This window comes from Pseudoalteromonas piscicida, from assembly GCF_002744175.1.
GTDB classification, from domain to species: Bacteria; Pseudomonadota; Gammaproteobacteria; order Enterobacterales; family Alteromonadaceae; genus Pseudoalteromonas; species Pseudoalteromonas piscicida_B.
Map to the genome: position 1 here is coordinate 1 of NZ_NKHF01000042.1, position 20,290 is coordinate 20,290.

The 20,290-nt window shown below is 44.8% G+C and carries 20 protein-coding genes; 3 read left to right on the top strand and 17 right to left on the bottom strand.

Going from position 1 to position 20,290, the window contains the following annotated elements; genetic code table 11:
- Positions 1-434: 434 nt before the first annotated feature.
- The 3 genes from dxs to xseB form a co-directional block, all read right to left on the bottom strand.
- Positions 435-2,297, bottom strand: a complete 1,863-nt coding sequence (gene dxs, locus CEX98_RS09595; RefSeq protein ID WP_099641851.1) for a 1-deoxy-D-xylulose-5-phosphate synthase — start codon at positions 2,295-2,297, stop codon at positions 435-437.
- A 163-nt stretch (positions 2,298-2,460) separates the two neighbouring features.
- A complete protein-coding gene (ispA, locus tag CEX98_RS09600) occupies positions 2,461-3,360 on the bottom strand; it encodes a (2E,6E)-farnesyl diphosphate synthase (protein WP_099641852.1) in 900 nt (299 codons plus the stop codon).
- Complete coding sequence (xseB, locus tag CEX98_RS09605) at positions 3,360-3,599, bottom strand: exodeoxyribonuclease VII small subunit (RefSeq protein WP_099641853.1); 240 nt, start codon at positions 3,597-3,599, stop codon at positions 3,360-3,362. Before xseB ends, ispA begins: the two co-directional genes overlap by 1 nt.
- Before the next feature lie 234 nt (positions 3,600-3,833).
- Here xseB and pomA point away from each other — a divergent pair, with 234 nt between their 5' ends.
- The 3 genes from pomA (at position 3,834) to CEX98_RS09620 (ending at position 6,217) form a co-directional block, all read left to right on the top strand.
- Positions 3,834-4,601 (top strand): flagellar motor protein PomA, encoded by a 768-nt coding sequence (gene pomA, locus CEX98_RS09610; RefSeq protein WP_099641854.1) that lies wholly within the window; start codon positions 3,834-3,836, stop codon positions 4,599-4,601.
- A gap of 2 nt (positions 4,602-4,603) precedes the next feature.
- Positions 4,604-5,533, top strand: a complete 930-nt coding sequence (locus CEX98_RS09615) for a flagellar motor protein MotB (protein WP_099641855.1) — start codon at positions 4,604-4,606, stop codon at positions 5,531-5,533.
- A gap of 195 nt (positions 5,534-5,728) precedes the next feature.
- Positions 5,729-6,217 carry a hypothetical protein gene (locus tag CEX98_RS09620; RefSeq protein WP_242441672.1) on the top strand — a complete coding sequence of 163 codons (489 nt, stop codon included), beginning with the start codon at positions 5,729-5,731 and terminating at the stop codon, positions 6,215-6,217.
- Between the two features lie 22 nt (positions 6,218-6,239).
- Here CEX98_RS09620 and CEX98_RS09625 read toward each other — a convergent pair whose 3' ends face one another.
- The 14 genes from CEX98_RS09625 to leuS form a co-directional block, all read right to left on the bottom strand.
- Positions 6,240-7,442 carry an aromatic amino acid transport family protein gene (locus CEX98_RS09625; RefSeq protein ID WP_172439746.1) on the bottom strand — a complete coding sequence of 401 codons (1,203 nt, stop codon included), beginning with the start codon at positions 7,440-7,442 and terminating at the stop codon, positions 6,240-6,242.
- Positions 7,443-7,591: 149 nt separating this feature from the next.
- Entirely contained in the window at positions 7,592-8,557 is a 966-nt protein-coding gene (lipA, locus tag CEX98_RS09630) for a lipoyl synthase (protein WP_010372064.1), read from the bottom strand.
- Positions 8,554-9,207 (bottom strand): lipoyl(octanoyl) transferase LipB, encoded by a 654-nt coding sequence (gene lipB, locus CEX98_RS09635; protein WP_099641857.1) that lies wholly within the window; start codon positions 9,205-9,207, stop codon positions 8,554-8,556. The genes lipA and lipB overlap by 4 nt, the downstream gene beginning before the upstream one ends.
- Before the next feature lie 19 nt (positions 9,208-9,226).
- Positions 9,227-9,505, bottom strand: a complete 279-nt coding sequence (gene ybeD / locus CEX98_RS09640; RefSeq protein ID WP_099641858.1) for a DUF493 family protein YbeD — start codon at positions 9,503-9,505, stop codon at positions 9,227-9,229.
- 164 nt (positions 9,506-9,669) lie between these two features.
- Positions 9,670-10,833, bottom strand: coding sequence for a serine hydrolase (locus tag CEX98_RS09645; RefSeq protein ID WP_099641859.1), 1,164 nt, complete (start codon positions 10,831-10,833; stop codon positions 9,670-9,672).
- A 41-nt stretch (positions 10,834-10,874) separates the two neighbouring features.
- Positions 10,875-11,648: a septal ring lytic transglycosylase RlpA family protein gene (locus CEX98_RS09650; protein ID WP_099641860.1), complete on the bottom strand. Its 774-nt coding sequence runs from the start codon at positions 11,646-11,648 to the stop codon at positions 10,875-10,877.
- A complete protein-coding gene (gene rodA / locus CEX98_RS09655; protein ID WP_099641861.1) occupies positions 11,648-12,754 on the bottom strand; it encodes a rod shape-determining protein RodA in 1,107 nt (368 codons plus the stop codon). The genes CEX98_RS09650 and rodA overlap by 1 nt, the downstream gene beginning before the upstream one ends.
- Positions 12,751-14,619 (bottom strand): penicillin-binding protein 2, encoded by a 1,869-nt coding sequence (gene mrdA, locus CEX98_RS09660; RefSeq protein WP_099641862.1) that lies wholly within the window; start codon positions 14,617-14,619, stop codon positions 12,751-12,753. The genes rodA and mrdA overlap by 4 nt, the downstream gene beginning before the upstream one ends.
- Positions 14,620-14,621: 2 nt before the next feature.
- Entirely contained in the window at positions 14,622-15,092 is a 471-nt protein-coding gene (gene rlmH, locus CEX98_RS09665) for a 23S rRNA (pseudouridine(1915)-N(3))-methyltransferase RlmH (RefSeq protein ID WP_010372039.1), read from the bottom strand.
- 1 nt (position 15,093) lies between these two features.
- Positions 15,094-15,411 (bottom strand): ribosome silencing factor, encoded by a 318-nt coding sequence (gene rsfS, locus CEX98_RS09670; RefSeq protein WP_099641926.1) that lies wholly within the window; start codon positions 15,409-15,411, stop codon positions 15,094-15,096.
- A 52-nt stretch (positions 15,412-15,463) separates the two neighbouring features.
- Positions 15,464-16,099 carry a nicotinate-nucleotide adenylyltransferase gene (gene nadD, locus CEX98_RS09675; protein ID WP_099641863.1) on the bottom strand — a complete coding sequence of 212 codons (636 nt, stop codon included), beginning with the start codon at positions 16,097-16,099 and terminating at the stop codon, positions 15,464-15,466.
- Complete coding sequence (gene holA / locus CEX98_RS09680; RefSeq protein WP_099641864.1) at positions 16,096-17,139, bottom strand: DNA polymerase III subunit delta; 1,044 nt, start codon at positions 17,137-17,139, stop codon at positions 16,096-16,098. The genes nadD and holA overlap by 4 nt, the downstream gene beginning before the upstream one ends.
- A complete protein-coding gene (gene lptE, locus CEX98_RS09685; protein WP_099641865.1) occupies positions 17,139-17,651 on the bottom strand; it encodes an LPS assembly lipoprotein LptE in 513 nt (170 codons plus the stop codon). Before lptE ends, holA begins: the two co-directional genes overlap by 1 nt.
- A complete protein-coding gene (gene leuS / locus CEX98_RS09690; protein WP_099641866.1) occupies positions 17,635-20,223 on the bottom strand; it encodes a leucine--tRNA ligase in 2,589 nt (862 codons plus the stop codon). Before leuS ends, lptE begins: the two co-directional genes overlap by 17 nt.
- Positions 20,224-20,290 lie beyond the last annotated feature (67 nt).

Genomic DNA, 20,290 nt, shown 5'->3' on the forward strand with positions numbered 1-20,290 from the left:
CGAGCGATTGGGTCGTTTTTCTGCCGCAACCTGTCTCGTTTTTTTCCTTAGGCCATTGATAGCAAATATAGGAAGTAATTACCAGCATTGAAGTTACGTTACATTACTCTAATTGTGGACACGATAAAAACGACCCATAGGGTCATTTTCCTGACTATGGAAGAAACTCAAAGATTATGGATATATAAACAGTAATTTTGGTGGAAGGATGAACGTCCGCTAATGGCTCAAAGCCACTCTTAGAGTATTTATATTAACTCATTGTGGAGCATAAATAATTTATACTGAAACGGTTGCTTTTGGTACAAATCGGCTATTCACTGTAAGATTCAACTCTAAAATTCGAGTTTGGCAGGTCAAGTTAATACTTATTCAGTTTAATAAAATAAGGCTTCCATTTGGAAGCCTTATTTTATTTGCAGTGTTGTGCAAGATTAATTGAGCCAAGCTTTTATTTGCTGGCTTATTCCTTCACTGCTTAAGCCCAGTTCCGCGTGGATCTCAGTTTGAGATCCATGTTTAATAAACGCATCTGGTAGGCCTAGTAATTTTATTGGCATTAACAGCCCTTGAGCTGCTAAATACTCGCTAACCGCGGAGCCTGCGCCACCGGCAATGGCATTATCTTCAAGTGTAACGAAGCGTTCATGAGTACTAGCTAACTCTTCGATAAGTGCGGTGTCTAATGGTTTTACAAAACGCATATCAACCAAAGTTGCATTGAGCTCTTCGGCAGCATCGTAGGCATTTTCAAGGAGCGTACCAAAGTTTAAGATTGCCAGCTTTTCGCCTTTTCTTACTACTTTGCCTTTTCCGATTTCCAACTCGCTCATTTCAGAGGCTATATCAGCACTTCCGGCACTGCCTCGAGGGTATCTTACTGCTGCTGGTTGATTTAAACGATGACCCGTGTAAAGCATTTGGCGACACTCATTAAGGTCACTCGGTGCCATGATCACCATATTCGGAATACAACGCAAGAAGCTTAAATCATAGGCGCCTTGGTGTGTCTCACCATCTGCGCCAACAACACCGGCTCGGTCGATGGCAAATAGCACCGGCAGGTTTTGTAATGCCACGTCATGAATGAGTTGATCATAAGCGCGCTGTAAAAAGCTTGAGTAGATAGCGACAACTGGGTTCAAATTCTCACAAGCAAAACCTGCTGCGAGTGTTACAGCATGTTGCTCGGCAATCGCAACGTCAAAATACTGAGCTGGATACTCTTTAGAAAAGCGCACCATGCCTGAGCCTTCACGCATTGCAGGTGTGATTGCCATTAGCTTATTGTCTTGCGCTGCCATATCGCATAACCAATCACCAAAGACCTTTGAGAAGGTAGGAGCGCTTGGCTTAGATTTTGGCAGGCTGTGTACCGTTGGGTCAAATTTTGGCACGCCATGATAGCCAATCGGATCTGCTTCAGCTGGCTTATACCCTTTACCTTTTTGCGTCTTCACATGAAGTAATTGAGGGCCTTTGAGATTTCGCATATTGCGCAGCGTATCTACTAAGGTGCCAACATCATGTCCATCGATAGGGCCAATGTAATTAAAACCCAGCTCCTCGAAGAAGGTGCCCGGAATGATCATCCCTTTTAGATGTTCTTCCATTCTGCCAGCCAGTTCTTTAACTGGAGGCACGCCCGAAAGCAGTTTCTTACTGCCTTCACGGATGTTGGTATAGAAGCTACCAGACAAGATCTTAGCGAAATGGTTGTTTAGTGCACCCACATTTTCCGAAATCGACATTTCGTTGTCGTTAAGGATCACTAGCATGTCTGGGTTTACATCCCCGGCATGATTCATTGCTTCAAATGCCATGCCAGCTGTCATCGCGCCATCACCAATTACGGCAACCGTTTTACGTCCTATGGCTTCTTTCTCTGCTGCAATTGCCATGGCAAGGGCAGCAGAAATTGAGGTGCTTGAATGACCAACACTGAATGTGTCGTACTCACTTTCTTCTCGGTAGGGGAAAGGGTGTAGACCATCTTTTTGGCGGATGCTATGCATCTGGTCGCGACGACCAGTTAAAATTTTGTGTGGGTAGGCTTGATGCCCTACGTCCCATACAACCCTATCTTGAGGGGTATTGTAGACATAATGCAAGGCGACGGTTAATTCTACCGTGCCAAGGCCTGAGGCTAAGTGACCGCTACTTTGAGAGACCGAGTTTAGCAGATACTCTCGTAATTCATCACTTAACGCCGATAACTTATGTTGTGGCAATTGACGAAGTTGACTTGGATCATCAATTAACGCCAGTAAAGGATACTTGCTACTATCAAGTTTCATGGTATTTATCAGAGTCCTAAGTGAATCTTTGCGGTATTACCGCGCAGCTCACTTCATAATTATTAAAATTCTTCACCAACTGGTCATAATATTATGTTAGCCAGCATTTACAAAGTACTTGTGAATATTTTCTTAGTTTGCCGTCGTTATTTTATACGTTAGCTTAATATTCTCGATCTATGATGTATTTTGCTAAATCTGCAAGTATTGCGGTGTCACCATCAATTACCTTTAATGCATCGAGCGCTTCATCTACTAGTTGCTCCGCTTTGGCTTTTGACTGCTCAAGTCCTAGTAAAGCAGGATAGGTCGATTTGTTATGCTCGAGATCTGAACCTTGCGGTTTACCCAATATTTGTGTGTCGCCTTCTACATCAAGGATGTCATCTCTGACTTGAAATGCAAGTCCAATGGCGTGGCCGTAAATTCGCATGGCTTTGCGAGCTTGTTCGGTAACGAGTTCTGGATTGCCGCAGAGCATTCCTAGTTCAATGGCGCTACATAGTAATGCACCTGTTTTTAGCTTATGAATACGTTCCAGTTCGACCAGTGTAACCGAACGATCCGTGGCCGCAATATCGAGAGCTTGACCGCCGACCATTCCTTGAAGTCCAGAGGCTTTAGCCAAGGTATTGACCATTTTTAGCTGCGCAAGATGGCTCACGGTAAATTGTTCAGCACTTAATAACTCAAAGGCAAGTGTTTGTAATGCATCACCGGCCAGAATTGCAGTGGCTTCATCAAATTGAATATGGCAGGTAGGGCGGCCTCGCCTTAGCTCATCATCATCCATTGCAGGTAGATCATCATGCACCAAAGAATAGCTATGAACGCATTCAATTGCTGCTGCAGCTTTATCAAGATCAGCAAGGGCTGCGCCAAACAGCTCACCAGTACAATAGACCAGAAATGGCCTTAGCCGTTTTCCCCCGTTTTCGATGCCATAACGGGTTGCGGCTTTAATGTTCTCTTCAGTATCAAGGATATTATCAAAATAATGTAAAACGGTATTTTCTACACGTGTCTTAGCATACTGCAGCTTTTCTATTAACTTTTCTGACATTAGGCTTCGTTATCAAATGGCTGTAATTGTGCTTGCTCATCTTCGCCCATTAAAATAGCGACCTGTTGCTCAGCTTGCTGAAGTTTTTGATTTGAGGCTTTTGCGAGTTTTATACCGCGCTCAAACTGCTTAAGTGCTTGATCTAGAGGTAAGCTACCGTTTTCCATTTCTGCAACTATATGCTCGAGCTCTTGCATGGCCTCTTCAAAGCTCAAATTATCTGGTTTTTTTACCGCCATATGTCACGCTGACCCATAAAGTAAAAGTGTGGCAATTTTAGGGGGATTGGGCGCCAAGGTCAAAAAAACCAGTGACTTTTTGATCCCACAGCGTATCCGCCTTACAAGATCTGCTATAAACTCGCATTTTAAACACTTTTTAATATAATAGTGTTAAGTTGTAGAGAAACTTGCCGATAACCCAAACAATAATAACTGCGTGATTTATCACAAATAACTTCCCCCGGAGGACATGTGGATTTAGCAACGGTAATAGGGATCCTGGGTGCCATAGGTCTGATTGTAATGTCTATGGTACTAAGTAGTGATGGCCAGGTCGCGATGTTCTATAACACGCCTTCCGTCGTTATCGTATTTGGTGGCTCAATTTTCATCGTACTATCCAACTTCACCCTTGGGCAGTTTTTCGGGATTGGAAAAGTGGCCGGAAAGGCCTTTATGTTCAAGATAGAAACGCCAGAAGAGCTGATAGAAAAAGCGGTTGAACTGGCTGATTCAGCACGTAAAGGTGGGTTTTTAGCACTGGAAGAAGCTGACATTCCCAATCCATTTATGCGTAAAGGCGTCGATATGCTTGTGGATGGCCACGACGCCGATGTGGTACGAGCCACTTTGCAAAAAGATATTGCACTGACGTCTTCACGACATGAAATGGGGGCTGGACTATTTAAGTCGTTAGCCGACATTGCCCCTGCGATGGGAATGATAGGAACCCTAATAGGCTTAGTTGCGATGCTATCTAACATGGATGATCCAAAAGCGATAGGCCCAGCCATGGCCGTTGCGCTTTTGACAACGCTCTACGGTGCGTTCTTAGCAAACGTAGTAGCCATTCCGATTCAAACTAAGCTAGAACTACGTAAGGACGAAGAAGAACGTAATCAGCGCTTAATCTTAGATGCCATTTTGGGGATCCAAGATGGTCAAAACCCGAAAGTGATCGAAGGCATTTTGAAAAACTACCTGCCTGAGTCTAAACGTGGCGTTGAGGCTGAGGAGTAAGCATGTCAGACGAGAAAGAATGTAAATGTCCACCCCCAGGCTTACCGGCTTGGATGGGGACGTTTGCCGATCTGATGTCGTTATTGATGTGTTTCTTTGTACTGCTATTGGCTTTTTCGGAAATGGATGTGCTTAAATTTAAGCAAATAGCGGGGTCAATGAAGTTTGCTTTTGGTGTTCAAAACAAAATTGAGGTCAAAGACATTCCTAAAGGCACCAGTGTCATAGCGATGGAGTTCACGCCGGGTAAGCCTGAACCAACCCCCATAGAAACCATTCAACAACAGACGGTAGAGATGACACAGCAGATGCTTGAGTTTCAGGCTGGGGATGAGTCGTCAGCAGGGGGAAGGCAAGAGCAACGTGGTAACAAGCGCGGTGGTGAGTCTGCAAGCACTGCACAAGAAATGGCATCAACCCAAGCTATTTCCTCAGCAGAGCAAGAACAAGTGAATGAGCTTGTTAAAAAGATTGCTCAGCAGCTAGAGAAGCAGATAATGGACGGTGCGATTGAACTTGAGTCTCTTGGGCAACAAATCATTATTCGTATCCAAGAAAATGGCTCGTTCCCAGCCGGAAGTGCGTTCTTACAGCCTAAATTTGAACCTGTAATTGAAGAAATAGCCGAGCTGCTAAAAGATGTCCCTGGAGAGATAACGGTATCTGGACATACCGATGACTTTAGAGTCACCAACGAGCTCTATTCCAACAACTGGGACTTATCAGCAACCAGAGCTGTGGCCGTTGCCACGGTAATGGAGCGAGTACGCGGATTTGATAAAAACAGAATGGTCGTTGTAGGTCACGCAGATACAAGGCCGCTGGTTCCTAACGAGAGTAACGCCGACAGACGACGAAATCGACGCGTTGAAATTTCTATTTTACAGGGTAAACCGAAAGAGTCTGACCCCATCGGGGTGCGAGAAAATTAATTACAGTTTATTGCTAAATTACAGGGAATTCGCTATTGTTTCTGGCGGTTCTACTTAAAGGAGAAATAGAATGATTTCAATAAAAAAACCTCAAAATTATAGACTGCCGGGCGGTAATGGTGATGGGGTAGACGAAGAACAAGAAAGCACGCCAGATAAAAAATAATGATGTTGGACACTTGGAAGCCAATACAAATGTTTTTCGCCGAACACAGTGTTTGGATTTCCTTGTGTGCAGTTGTTATATGTTATTTATTAGGCGATAAAAAGTCCCTCAGATATGCTCTCTTAGTAGCTGTTTTTTATATTCTGGGGACTTTTACCAGTGACTATATAAGGGCTATAGATGATGTCCGTATCTATCGTTATATATTTTGGGCTCTAAATGACATCATTTTTATGGGGATTGTCGCATATTGGGCATTGAAAGATAAAATGTACATGTGGCAAAGCATTCTGGCTCAGTTAATCATTGTCCCTGCCCCTATTATGCAACTTTTTCGTTTAGTTGACCGTCACTTAATGGATTTAAGCTTTTCTACTCAGTTGTATATTACCATTATTCCAATTGTTAATGTTGCTACACTCTGTTTAGCGTTTGTACCGGTTTTTTTGCTTTGGAAACTGAAAACTGAGCGAAAGGAGCCTGGCAAAGCTTTAGATAAAGTAGAAGCTAGCCGGTAGTTTCCAACTAGCTCGCTTAAGGCTAACCCAAACTAGGAATAAGTCCCGCCATCTGCATCAGCTGAGAGGCAATAATCATCACACCAAACATCGCAGCAAGGCCAAGACCTAGGGTGCCACCTTTAACTTGATAACCAGCTTCATCTCTTATTTTTCTTTGCTTCCATACCATGGCTACGGGCAAGAATACCGCTAATACTACCAATGCAATTGCTGCATACCCCAGCGCCATAATAAAGCCTTTAGGATAGAAAAGGGCAAAACCGAGTGGCGGTAAAAAAGTGATTAATGCCGTTTTGACGCGGTCTTTTTTGGTATCTTGTTTTTTAAAGGCGTCAGCAAAAAAGTCAAATAGCCCAAGGCTTACACCTAAAAATGAAGTGGCAAGCGCAAGGTCAGCAAAGACAGTAACAAACACTTGTACGTTATCATTATGTGCAATTGAAGAAATACTGGTTACAAAGCCCGGCAGCCCCTCACTTGCCATTAAGCTCTCTTGCCCCATAACGCCTTGGCTTAGTAATTGCCAAAACACATAAATAATCAGTGGTAGTGAGGCGCCAAACATCATCACTTTACGTAATTGACGAATATCTACGCCAACGTACTTAACGATTGATGGGATTGAGCCGTGAAAACCAAACGACGTAAAAATTACTGGGATTGCCGCAATGACTAGGCCTTGCTCAACGGGCATATCAACAAGGTGTTGGCCATGTACATAGGGCGTTAGAATAAAAAACAGACTCGCCAGTACAATGACCTTAATGGTGAATAGCAACTGATTAAGCTTATCTACAGTGCTGGTGCCTAATGTGACTATGGTTGCAATTATCACAGCGAGCAGCACAGATCCTAGCTGAGGCGTAATACCTTCACCTAGTACATTAACAAGCTTGGCTTGCAGTTGTGCGCCACCACCTGCGATATAGGCTGCACATAATGCATAAAACAAAAATACCATCGAAAAGTTTGCAATATATTGCCCGCTTTTTCCAAGTAGGTTCTTTGCGAGCGTGTTTAATGTGGCGTCTTGGTCAGCATATTGATGGATCTCCAGCATTAGTAATGCCGTGTACGTCATTAGTAGCCATGTAACGGTCAATAAAGCGATGGCGGTGGAAAAGCCAAGTCCTGCCGATGCAATGGGGAGGGCGAGCATACCTGCGCCGATTGTAGTACCTGCTACAATCAGCATGCTGCCCAAAGTTTTATTCTTAAGCACGTTTAGCCCCTGATTATTATTATCTGGTGAGGCAAGATATAACGAATGGCGAGGAAATGAAATAGTTTTGCTGTTAATCGCATCGTATTGCAGACACAAAAAAGCCGCATCAGGATACGGCTATTATGCAAAATTAAATTGTAAAGAGTTTACTTTACTTCTTTACCAGCGGCTTGTTGGTCAGCATGATAGCTTGAGCGTACAAATGGTCCGCAAGCTGCGTGGCTAAAGCCTATTTCGTCGGCATATTCTTTAAGCCCATCAAACTCCACCGGTGGCACGTAGCGCTTGACCGGCAAGTGATGCTTTGAAGGTTGCAGATACTGGCCTACGGTAAGCATATCTACGTTATGCTCGCGCAAGTCTCTTAAGACTTCTTCAATTTCAGAGATTTCTTCGCCTAGTCCAACCATTAGTCCTGACTTTGTTCTTACCTCTGGGTGCATTTCTTTAAAGCGGCGTAGCAATTCCAGCGACCACTTATAATCGGCACCTGGACGCGCTAGTTTGTACAGCCTTGGTGCAGTCTCGAGGTTGTGGTTAAATACATCAGGTGGAGTTTCACTTAAGATCTCTAAAGCTCTGTCCATACGACCACGGAAGTCCGGTACAAGAATTTCGATAGTAATACCTGGGTTGTGTTTGCGGATCTCACGAATACAGTCAGCAAAGTGCTGCGCACCACCATCTCGAAGATCGTCACGGTCAACTGAAGTGATCACGACGTAGCTAAGCTTCATGTCTTTGATGGTAAGTGCTAGCTTCTCAGGCTCTTGCGCGTCAGGCTTTAGTGGACGGCCATGTGCAACGTCACAAAATGGGCAGCGACGGGTACAAATTGCACCTAAGATCATAAAAGTGGCTGTGCCATGGTTAAAGCACTCAGAGAGGTTTGGACAAGACGCTTCTTCACACACTGAATGCAGGCCATGCTTTCGCATCGCTTGTTTAATGCCATCGATACGCTCACTTGACTTAGGTAAACGGATCTTTAACCATTCAGGCTTTCTCAGCATTTCTTCGCGCTCTGTTGGCATGACTTTTACTGGGATCAATGCCATCTTTTCAGCATCGCGGAGCTTTACCCCTGGCTCCATTTTGACTGGTTTACTCATTCGTTTTCAAACCCTTCAGTGTATTCAACATGTTCAGCGTTAATTCGCTTAAGCATGTGTTTTACCAGACCGGCCCCCGCATCTGCGACGGTTTGAGGTCCATTAATTTCGCTACTTTGCACCATATTCATGCCTGCATAGCCACAGGGGTTAATCCGTAAAAACGGATTTAAGTCCATGTTGACATTCAATGCTAGTCCATGAAATGAGCAGCCTCGACGGACTCTAAGTCCTAGTGATGCTATCTTGCTGTCATTGACGTATACGCCTGGCGCATCGGCTTTGGCATAAGCCTCTACCCCGTACTCTTTGAGCGAATCAATGATGCTTTCTTCCAGCCAAGTGACAAGCTCACGTACCCCAATTTTTAATCGGCGTAAGTTTAATAGTACATAAAGCATTTGTTGCCCAGGCCCGTGATAAGTCACTTGACCACCACGGTCAACCTTAACGACAGGAATGTCTCCTGGTGCCAACAGATGCTCCTCTTTACCGGCCTGACCTTGCGTAAAAACAGGTTGATGCTCCACCAGCCAAAGTTCATCGGCGGTGCTGTCATCGCGCTCGTCGGTAAAGGATTGCATTTGATGCCAAATTGGTTCGTAACTGCGAAGACCCAATTGACGTACGATTAGCTTACGAGCTTCCATAAATGGGGATCCTTACTGCCTACAGTATGTAACGGACGTCTTCGATACCACCGATCTCGGTATAAATCTGCTCAATATGTTCTTTGCTAGTAACGGTAGCAACTATAGAAACTGCTTCATAATTACCTTTGCTACTAGGCTTCACCTTTGGTGCATAATCGCCAGGTGCAATAACTTGCAGTTTAGCTAGGATTTGATCCGTCAAATTGACATTAGCTAGGCCCATAATCTTGAAGGTAAATGGGCAAGGAAATTCTAAGTATTCATCAAACTTAGTATTTTTAACTGGTTTTACCACGACGGTATCCTCACAACGAACTACTTGCTAGCGCCTCTATTAGATTTGTCGCTTGAGTTTTCAAGCTCGAAATTTTTCGAGACACCATTTTATGGCCGCATTCTATCATTTTTGACGCAAAAAAAAACGCCTCATCACGAGGCGTTCACTTACATAAACTAGGGTTATTGCGAGATCTGTAAACGTAGGTAGTCGTAGATCTTGCTAAAGAATCCGCCTTCTTGGATCTCTTCAAGTGTCACTAATGGGTATTGTGCTACGTCTTCACCTTCAAGCTGCAAGAACAGCGTGCCCACTTTCGTTCCTTTTGCCAGCGGCGCTTCTAAGGTTTTATCCAGCTCAAAGTTAGCCTTTAAGTTTTTGCTTTGACCGCGTGGGATAGTGATTGGCGTGTCTTCCATAATGCCAAGTGATACGGTTTCTTTGTTGCCCATCCATACGCGTTGGTCGACAAATGCATCACCAGCTTGATAAGGAGTGATAGTTTCGAAAAAACGGAAGCCATAGTTAAGGAGCTTTTTACTTTCAACCTTTCGAGCACGTTCGCTTTGCGTCCCCATAACAACCGCTATCAAGCGCATGTCATCTTTGACTGCTGATGTCACTAGGCTATAACCTGCCTCTGAAGTGTGACCAGTTTTGATACCATCCACGTCAAGGCTGGCATCCCACAGTAGTGAGTTACGGTTATATTGCTTGATACCATTGTAAGTAAATGACTTTTCTTTATATATCGCATACTCGTCTGGAACATCACGGATCAACGCTGCGCCTAATGTCGCCATGTCACGCGGTGTAGTGAAGTGTTCATTGGTATCTAAACCGTGACTGTTGATAAAGTGGCTATTAGTCATACCAAGCTTTTCAGCGTGCGCATTCATCAGATCAGCAAAGGCGCTCTCACTGCCTGCGATATGTTCGGCCATCGCTACACAAGCATCATTACCAGATTGAATAATAATGCCTCGGTTCAGGTCTTCTACGCTAACTTGCTTACCCACTTCGATAAACATCTTAGAAGACTCTGGGAAATTCTTTGCCCAAGCATTTTCGCTAATCGTTACTTGATCTGAAGGATTAATATTTCCTGCCGCGATTTCTGTACCAATCACATAACTGGTCATCATTTTGGTTAAGCTGGCTGGCGCTAGCTTGGTATCAGGATTACCCTCAACGATGACTTTTCCAGTGGTAAAATCTACAAGGAAATAGCCTTTTGCATTAATTTGTGGTGCTGAAGGAATAATTTGTGCACTTGCACTCATGATTGAGAAGGTGCACACCAGTCCAAGGACTTTTTTAACGATTTTTGGTTTAATAGAAGTCATTATGCTCGCTTTTTAGTTTATCGGCATTCAATACGGTTATTCTAAAGTTCCTGCTCACTGTAAAGCAAGAAAGCACGACTAAATTGACCTTGTTGTAAGGTTTTTAGCAAAGATTGTGCGTGATTATCATCGGTTATTGGTCCGACTCTCAGTTTATATAGATCATCTTCAAAGGTAATGGGAGTACCTAGTCCCAATTCTTGTTTTAGCTGACCTGCTAGTAACTGGATATTTTCAAGTTTGCTGCCCGCTGCAACTTGCACATAGGTTAGCCTTGGAGACTCGCGCGTCAGAGTAATAGCCTCGACCTTAACCCGCGCTGTACCTTTGAGGTGATAGCCTAGTTTATAGGCCGCAGCGTAAGATAAGTCGATGAGTCTATCATCGTGAAAAGGGCCACGGTCATTTACCCTTACAATAGCAGAGCGCCCGTTGTCTAAGTTAGTGACTTTGGCAAAGCTCGGCAATGGCAAGGTTTTATGTGCGGCTGTCATATCAAACATGTTAAATATTTCACCGTTTGATGTGTGGTAACCATGGAATTTACGGCCATACCAAGAAGCAATACCTTCTTGTTGATAACCGCGTTCGTCAGAGATCGGAGTATAGCGCTTGCCAAGCACGGTATAGGGGCGATTAGCACTCACGCTTTTTTTCTCGTTGGTCACAACGGCGTCTTGCATTTCTAGTTCAGTTGGCTCACGTAAAGGGGCCTTATCGTGGCGGATATGATATCGGCTACCACATGCACTCAAAACACTGAGCAATGCTAGCATCAAAACGGTTTTAGAAATAAAGGTCATTTGAGCAGTCATTATTTTAACAGCATCCTCTTATCTGTTGCGATCGCCATAATAATGCCAAAACCTGCCATTAACGTCACCATCGATGTGCCACCATAACTAATCAGTGGTAATGGTACACCAACCACAGGTAGCAAACCTGAAACCATCCCTATATTCACAAAGACATAAACGAAGAATGTTAAAGTCAATGCACCTGCAAGCAGCTTACTAAAGGCATCCTGCGCTTGTACTGCTATATACAGTCCGCGGCCAATTATAAACAAATACAGGCTGAGTAAAATGGTAACTCCAAGCAGACCAAACTCTTCGCTTAATACGGAGAAAATAAAATCGGTATGTCGTTCTGGCAAAAACTCGAGCTGAGATTGTGTCCCATGTAACCAACCTTTGCCTTCAACACCACCAGAACCAATTGCGATTTTAGATTGGATAATATGGTAGCCTGAGCCAAGGGGGTCGCTTTCGGGGTCGAGGAAAGTTAGCACCCTTTGTTTTTGATATGCATGCATACCATAGTGCCAAAATGCATAACCGCCAGGTACTGCGAGCAACAACCCAGAGCCAATGAGGCGCCAACTTAAGCCTGCTAAAAAGAGCACAAAAATACCAGAGCTTGCAATAAGAATTGAGGTGCCTAAATCCGGTTGCTCCTTTATCAAAATCGTGGGTACTAAGACGATGGCAAAGCCGATAGTGAGATTAAAGATGCTGGGGGGCAGGTGGGAGCGACCAATAAACCAAGCCACAGTCATTGGCACCGCCAGCTTCATAATTTCAGAAGGCTGAAAGCGGGTCACGCCGAGGTCTAACCAGCGTTGAGCGCCTTTACTACTGACACCAAAAAAAAGCACCGCGACGAGCATACCAAGGCCCAATAAGTATACGGGAATAGCGACGCGCTTTAGTGTGTTTGGAGAAAACTGAGCCATAAATAGCATGGCAATTAACGCTCCAAACATGCGAGTGGCATGGCGCATCATCATACCCATATCTTGCCCACTGGCACTGTATACTATGGCTAAGCTGCCCATCATCATCGTGAGCAGTGCCGCAAACAAAGGTAAGTCGATGTGGACTTTTTCAAAAAGTGAGCGTGGTTTATTCAGCGGACTCATTGCGGTTGCTCCTGCTCAAGTGGGTAGGCGGAGAAATAATAATCCATTACCTGTCTAGCCATAGGGGCTGCAATTGCACTACCACCACCTTGGTTTTCTACGACCACAGTGATAACAATTTGAGGGTCATCAAAAGGTGCAAAACCCACGTAGATACCATTGTCTCTGTGTTTTTCTTTTAGCTTTTTGGCATCGTATTTTTCGCCCTGAGCAATGCTGACAACTTGTGCGGTACCTGTTTTACCAGCGTGATCATAGGTCACGCCCTTAAATGCGCTTTTTGCTGTACCTATTTTTACTGTGTTGTGCATGGCTTTTAATGCGATATCCCAGTGATAAGGATTTTTCAACACAACAGGTGGTTTTTCTTCCGTAAATAATTGTTCTACTTCAGTGTCTTGCTTAGAAATTTGTACTAAGTGCGGCTGGCGGTGTATGCCTTTATTGACCAAAATGCTCAGTGAGTTCGCAATTTGCATTGGAGTGGCAGTCCAGTAGCCTTGTCCTATCCCAACAGAAATCGTATCACCTGGGTACCACGACTCTTTAAAACGTTCTCTTTTCCATTCAACGGATGGCAAAATGGCGGAGGTTTCTTCATGAATATCTATACCCGAAAGCTCACCAAAGCCAAACTGGTTCATAAAGTCGCTAATTTTGGTTATGCCGAGTTTATATGCGGTTTCGTAAAAATAGGTATCACAAGACTGCTCAATAGCCTTGTACACATCAACGTGCTCATGACCCCAAGGACGCCAGTCACGCCATTTATGTTTTACATTGGGAATTTGAAAAAAGCCGGGATCCCAAATTTTGCTTGTTTCGGTGACAACACCTTCTTCCAGCGCAAGCACAGCGAGATGGGGTTTCACTGTGGAGGCAGGTGCATAACGGCCTTGAGTTGCACGGTTGATAAGTGGTCTGTCTGGGTTGAGCAAGGCTCGGTAGTCTTTGCCGCTGATCCCGTGAACGAACAGATTCGGGTCGTAACTTGGGTTAGAATAGAGCGCTAAAATTCCACCATCGCGTGGATCCATAACGATGATCGCGCCTCGGGTGTCTTTTAGTACGTGCTGGACAATTTGTTGTAACCCTATGTCTAGTGTCAGCACCAAGTCTTTACCTGGTTGTGGCGTTTCCATACTTAGCGTACGAATGATCCGACCGCGGTTGTTCACTTCAACACGGCGTGAGCCAACGATACCGTGTAACTGCTCTTCGTAAAACTTTTCTATTCCAAGCTTGCCAATATCATGGGTCGCTCGGTAGTTGGTATCTTTGCCTTCTAGCTCCAGTTCATAAAGTTCTTCTTTATTGAGCTTTGCTACATAGCCAAGAGCGTGGGTGAGGGTGTCACCATAAGGATAATAGCGAGATAAACGCGCTTCTACACTAAAGCCTGGAAGGCGATGCTGATTGACCGACAATATCGCCACTTCTTCTTCGTTGAGTCGACCTTTGAGCACTTGGCTCTTAAAGCGGCGGTTATGTCTAATTTCTTGTTTAAAGTCTTCAATTTGCTGGTCTGAAATATCAATGAGTTGTCGTACCGCAGCAAGCGATGCTTCAAGATCTTCAACGTCTTCGGGAATGACTTCGAGGTTATAAACTGGGCGGTTTTCAGCGAGCAGCACACCGTTGCGGTCGTAAATAAGGCCACGATTTGGGGCAACTGGTATCACTTTTATGCGATTATCATTAGAGCGAGTTCGATAAGTTTCGTGCTCAGTGACTTGCAGGTTATATACATTGTGAAATAACACCCCGATGATAATGACAACAAAAACAAAGCCGACAAAGGCTCTTCTCGCAAAGAGATTTGCCTCGGCAGAATGATCCCTAATCGTCGGCCGTTTTTTTAACATTATTATTCTCTGTGATAAGGGTGGTTGTTATTTAAACTCCAGCCGCGATACAAACTTTCAGCAACTACAATGCGCACCAAAGGGTGGGGTAGGGTTAAGTTTGATAATGACCACTTTTGTTCGGCTGCAGCAATACATTCTGGTGCAAGTCCTTCAGGGCCGCCAATGAGCAAACTTACATCGCGTCCGTCTAATTGCCATTTTTCCATATTGCTCGCAAGCTGATGGGTGTCCCAAGGCTTACCTGTGACTTCGAGAGTCACGATTCTATTGCCTTTTGGAATAGCGGCTAAGGTCTTTTCGCCTTCTTGTTGTAAAATGCGTTTAATATCAGCGTTTTTACCTCGTTTGCCAGCGCTGATTTCAATCAGCTCAAGCGGCATATCTTTGGGAAAACGTCTTTGATATTCAGTGAAGCCAGTCTCAACCCACTTCGGCATTTTTGTACCTACTGCAATGAGCTGGATTTTCACATTAGCCCCACAGTTTTTCTAAGTCGTAGAAATCGCGAGTCTGGTCTTGCATTACGTGGACAACCACGTCGCCTAAGTCAACCAGCACCCATTCTCCTATGTCTTGACCTTCCTGACCTAGTGGTGTTTCACCTACATGGCGGGCTTCTTTTGCTACGTGATCAGCAATCGATTGTACATGACGCTTTGAAGTGCCAGTACAGATCACAAGATAGTCGGTGATTGAAGAAGTGTCGCGAACATCAAGTTTAACAATATCACGCGCTTTCATATCGTCTACTTTATCCAGCGCGAAGTCTAATAATTGTTGTGAATCCAAGTTTCTATCTCTGTATTTCAAATAATCGACAATTTTAACATGCTTTATGGGCTTAATCAGCATACAAGCCATGGCTATTTATGTAATCTATGACAGAAGTTGGCAGCCATTGTTCCAAATATTCGTTGTTTTGCTGTGAAATTGCAGTTCTGATAGCGCTTGAGGCAATATCTTTTTGCGCACCAGAGAGAAAATAGCAATGTCCTGCAAGCGCAGTTCGTAGCTTATGCTTATCGGAGGTCTTTGCTCGTGTTAAGTAAGCCGCGACTTCGTGGCTCGGTGTACATGTTTCGCCAGGGCGCTGGTAGACCACAAGGTGACATAGTGTGGTAATTTCACGCCATTCAAACCAAGTATGTAGGCTATTAAAGGAGTCCATTCCCATCAAAAACAAAATGGCTTCTGTGGGATGTTCTTGACGCAGTTCTTGCAGTGTTAGCAAGGTATACGAAGGCCCTTGGCGCAATAACTCACGCTTATCGATCTGCATTTTTTCTTGGCCAGATATCAGAGCTGTAAGCATAGCAAGGCGGTGCTTATCGCTGACACTTGGGCGTTGTTTATGCACGGGAATAGCGCAAGGCAATAGCTTTAACTGTGCAAGGTCGAGCTCATCAACGCAGCGAACAGCCATGTTTAAATGGCCTAAATGAGGAGGATCAAAGGTGCCACCAAATAGCGCTATCATACGTGCTCACTTTGATTGATCGGCAGTGGCATAGTGATGGGGGTCGCAAAGGCCAAAGCGATGTGAGCAAGCGCTTGATACGGCGCGGTGATCCTTGCTTCTTTGTAGGCGCTATCAAAATCTGCCATCATGACCAGCAATTGTTTGATCTGCTCTAGCGTTAATCTATCTAATGCTTGTTGGGTGATGGCCTGTTGATTCTTCCACACATTATGCTTTTTGAACGCATCAGGTAAAGACGTGCCAGTTTGCCACAGAGTCTTGACGCCGAGTAAGGTGCGAGCCTGATTTTGCAGCGTCCATAGAATGCTAGCGGGCTCAACGTTATCGCTTGCAAGCTTATTTAATACCTTGATGATTTGCTTAGGGTTACCCGTTAAGAGACCGGTATTTAAGTCAAAAATATCAAATTTGGATTGGTTTAATAGACCAACAAGTAGCTGTTGTTCATCAACGGGTTGCTTGCCAAATAGCAGTGAGAGCTTTTCTAGCTCTTGGTGGGTGGCGAGTAAATTGCCTTCAGTGGCAATTAGCAATGCGCGTTTGGCTTGTGGTGAAATAGCTAGTTTGAGGCGTTTGCACTCATCATCAAACCAACGCTCTAAGTGACGTCCGGTTAACGCATAGCAGGGTACAAACAAGCCTTTGGGTTCCAGCGCTTTAAACCAAGCGGTGCGCTGCACATCTTGACCTGCACCTAGACCTTTAAAAATAACCACGACATCGGGGTTTACTTGCTCGGCGAGCGATTTGAGTACAGCAACCCCTTGTGTTGGGACCTTTTGCTCATTGAAGTCAAACTCGATTAAAGTGCGGGCACTGAAGAGCGACATGCTGTTATATTGTGCACTGAGCTCTTGCCAGTCAAAGCCAGGCAATAGCGCAAACTTGATGACTTCATCAAACCCTTGTTGTTTTGCGGCATTTCGTATGGCAAGTACGCACTCACCTTGCTGAAATGGTTCCTCACCAAACACCAAGTAAAACGAGGCAAGCCCTTTATTTAGATAGTTGGGCAGTTGATTTGCATAACAACGCATTACAGCTGCGACAACTCTCTGATGATACGTTGGCTAGCAAGACGGCGCATCTCGGTTACGATCAGCTCCAGCTCTTTTGCCTTCGCTAGGGCATTATCAGGGTCATCCTGATAGTTGCGATATAGTTCAAACATTTGTTCAACAGGCTCTTGCCCCGGACGAGTTAATCGGTACGACACGCGATAAGCGAGTTCATGCTGGGCGACCTGACCATTTTTGAACAAACTCAACGTTTGACGCTCTAGCGAATCATTATATAAATATAACTCGGCAGCTTTTTTGGTATTCTCTGGCTTTAAAGACACCTGTGCACGCTGAAGGTCCACTTGTAGCTGTTCAAATAACGCCGAGCGTTTATCATCTCCACTTAAGGTGATCTGTCTAAGGTCATCAGGCAAATAGGAAGCTTGCTTGAGGTGGAAGCCGCAGCTGGCCACAAAGAAGCAAGCTAGCAAAACTGCTAGCTTGCTGGCTTGCCAAAATAGGCTACGCATCTTAGTTTGCAACCACATTAAGTAGTTTACCAGGTACGTAGATCACCTTACGGATGGTCTTACCGTCAGTAAACTTAGTGACGTTTTCTTCGCTAAATGCAATGGCTTCAACTTGCTCTTGTGTTGCGTCTGCTGCCACCGTGATTTTAGAGCGAAGCTTACCGTTTACTTGTACAACGATAAGTTTTTCGTCTTCGACCAAAGCGCTTTGATCCACAGTTGGCCAAGCAGCATCGAGAATATCGCCAGACTTGCCAAGTTCATTCCACAGCTCATGACACATGTGCGGAGTGATTGGTGCCAGCATGATCACCATAGCTTCTAATGCTTCATTGGCCAGAGCAATATCTTGCTCATCGCTAAGCGGCGCTTTAATCAGTTTGTTTGAAAGCTCCATAACCGCGGCAATCGCTGTGTTGAAAGTTTGGCGACGTTCAATATCGTCGGTCACTTTTGCAATGGCTTTGTGGATATCGCGGCGAAGCGTTTTTTGGGCACCGTTTAGCTTGCTTAAGTCAAGCTCTGCAGTTCCGGCTTGTTTCACGTCAACGGCATATTTCCAAATACGACGAAGGAAGCGGTGTGCGCCTTCAACGCCTGAGTCTGACCATTCCAGAGTTTGCTCTGGTGGTGCCGTAAACATCATGAACAAGCGCACGGTGTCGGCGCCGTATTGCTTAATAACTGTTTGCGGATCGATACCATTATTCTTCGATTTAGACATTTTGCTCATGCCTGCTGAGAATACTGGTTCGCCGTCCTCTTTATGCCACGCTTTGGTGATACGGCCTTTGTCGTCGGTTTCAGTCAATACGTCAGTCGGTGAAATCCATACGTCACCGCCTTTTTCATCTTTACGGTAGTAAGTATCAGCAAGTACCATGCCTTGGCATAGCAGGCGTTCGAACGGCTCATCTGAGTTTACTAACCCGAAGTCACGTAGAAGTTTGTGGAAAAAGCGTGCATATAATAAGTGCAAAATAGCATGCTCAATACCACCTATGTATTGGTTTACTGGTAGCCAGTAGTTTGCTGCACCCGGCTCAAGCATGCCTTCATCGTAGCGTGGGCTACAATAACGTGCGTAGTACCAAGACGACTCCATAAAGGTGTCAAAGGTGTCGGTTTCGTGGAATACCGTCTCGCCATTAACGGTCGCTTTTGCCCACTCAGGGTCAGCTTTGATAGGAGAGGTAACGCCATCCATCACTACGTCTTCTGGTAAGCGAACAGGTAGCATATCTTCTGTAGCGGCAAGCTCAGAACCATCTTCTTTGTTTAACATCGGGATTGGAGAGCCCCAATAACGCTGACGGCTTACGCCCCAGTCACGAAGGCGGAAGTTGACTTTACGTGCACCAACACCCATTGATTCTAGCTTAGTAGCAATAGCATCAAATGCGGCTTCAAAGTCTAAACCATCAAACTCACCTGAGTTGATCAGTGTGCCTTTTTCAGTAAATGCGGCTTCAGCAAGATTAGCGTCAGTTTCAGCGTCTGCTAATGGTTGAATAACTTGCTTAATTTCAAGGCCATAAGCAGTCGCAAACTCGTAGTCACGCTGATCATGACCCGGTACTGCCATCACGGCACCTGAACCGTAATCCATCAGTACAAAGTTCGCGACCCAAATTGGTACTTCTTGTCCAGTTAGTGGGTGAATAGCGGTAAAGCCCGTCGCAATGCCTTTTTTCTCCATTGTTGCCATGTCAGCTTCAGCAACTTTGGTGTTTTTGCACTCTTCAACGAAGCGAGAAACAGCTTCACTGTTTTTCGCAGCTTCCTGCGCGATTGGATGACCTGCTGCAACCGCAACATAAGTTACACCCATGAAGGTATCTGGGCGGGTTGTATATACCGTGAAGCTTTCGTCGTTGTCGGCACGTTTAAAGTCAATTTCAACGCCTTCTGAGCGACCAATCCAGTTACGTTGCATGGTCTTTACTTGCTCAGGCCAGTGCTCAAGCTTGTCTAAATCATCAAGTAATTCTTGGGCATAATCGGTGATCTTGATAAACCATTGTGGAATTTCTTTTTGCTCTACAATGGCACCCGAGCGCCAACCACGGCCATCAATTACCTGCTCATTGGCAAGTACCGTTTGGTCGACTGGATCCCAGTTTACCGTTGACATTTTTTTGTAAACTAAGCCTTTTTCATAAAGCTTAGTGAAGAACCATTGTTCCCACTTGTAGTATTCAGGGTGACAAGTGGCGATTTCACGATCCCAATCGTAACCAAAGCCAAGTTGTTTTAGCTGGTTGCGCATATAGTCAATATTTTCGTAAGTCCACTTAGCCGGCGCGGTATTATTTTTAATCGCTGCGTTCTCAGCTGGTAGACCAAAGGCATCCCAACCCATTGGCTGCATGACGTTTTTGCCTTGCAGGCGTTGGAAACGAGAAACCACATCACCAATGGTGTAGTTACGTACGTGACCCATGTGAAGGCGACCACTTGGATATGGGAACATCGAGAGGCAGTAGTACTTCTCTTTACTCTCGTCTTCGACTACTTTGAAGGTTTTGTTTTCTTCCCAGTACGACTGTACTTTGGCTTCAATATCTTGCGGTTTATATTGCTCTTGCATCTAGGTTTCCAAACATCTGGCAAAATTAGTAGAAAATTGCTCGATAGCATACCCGAAATTGACCAGC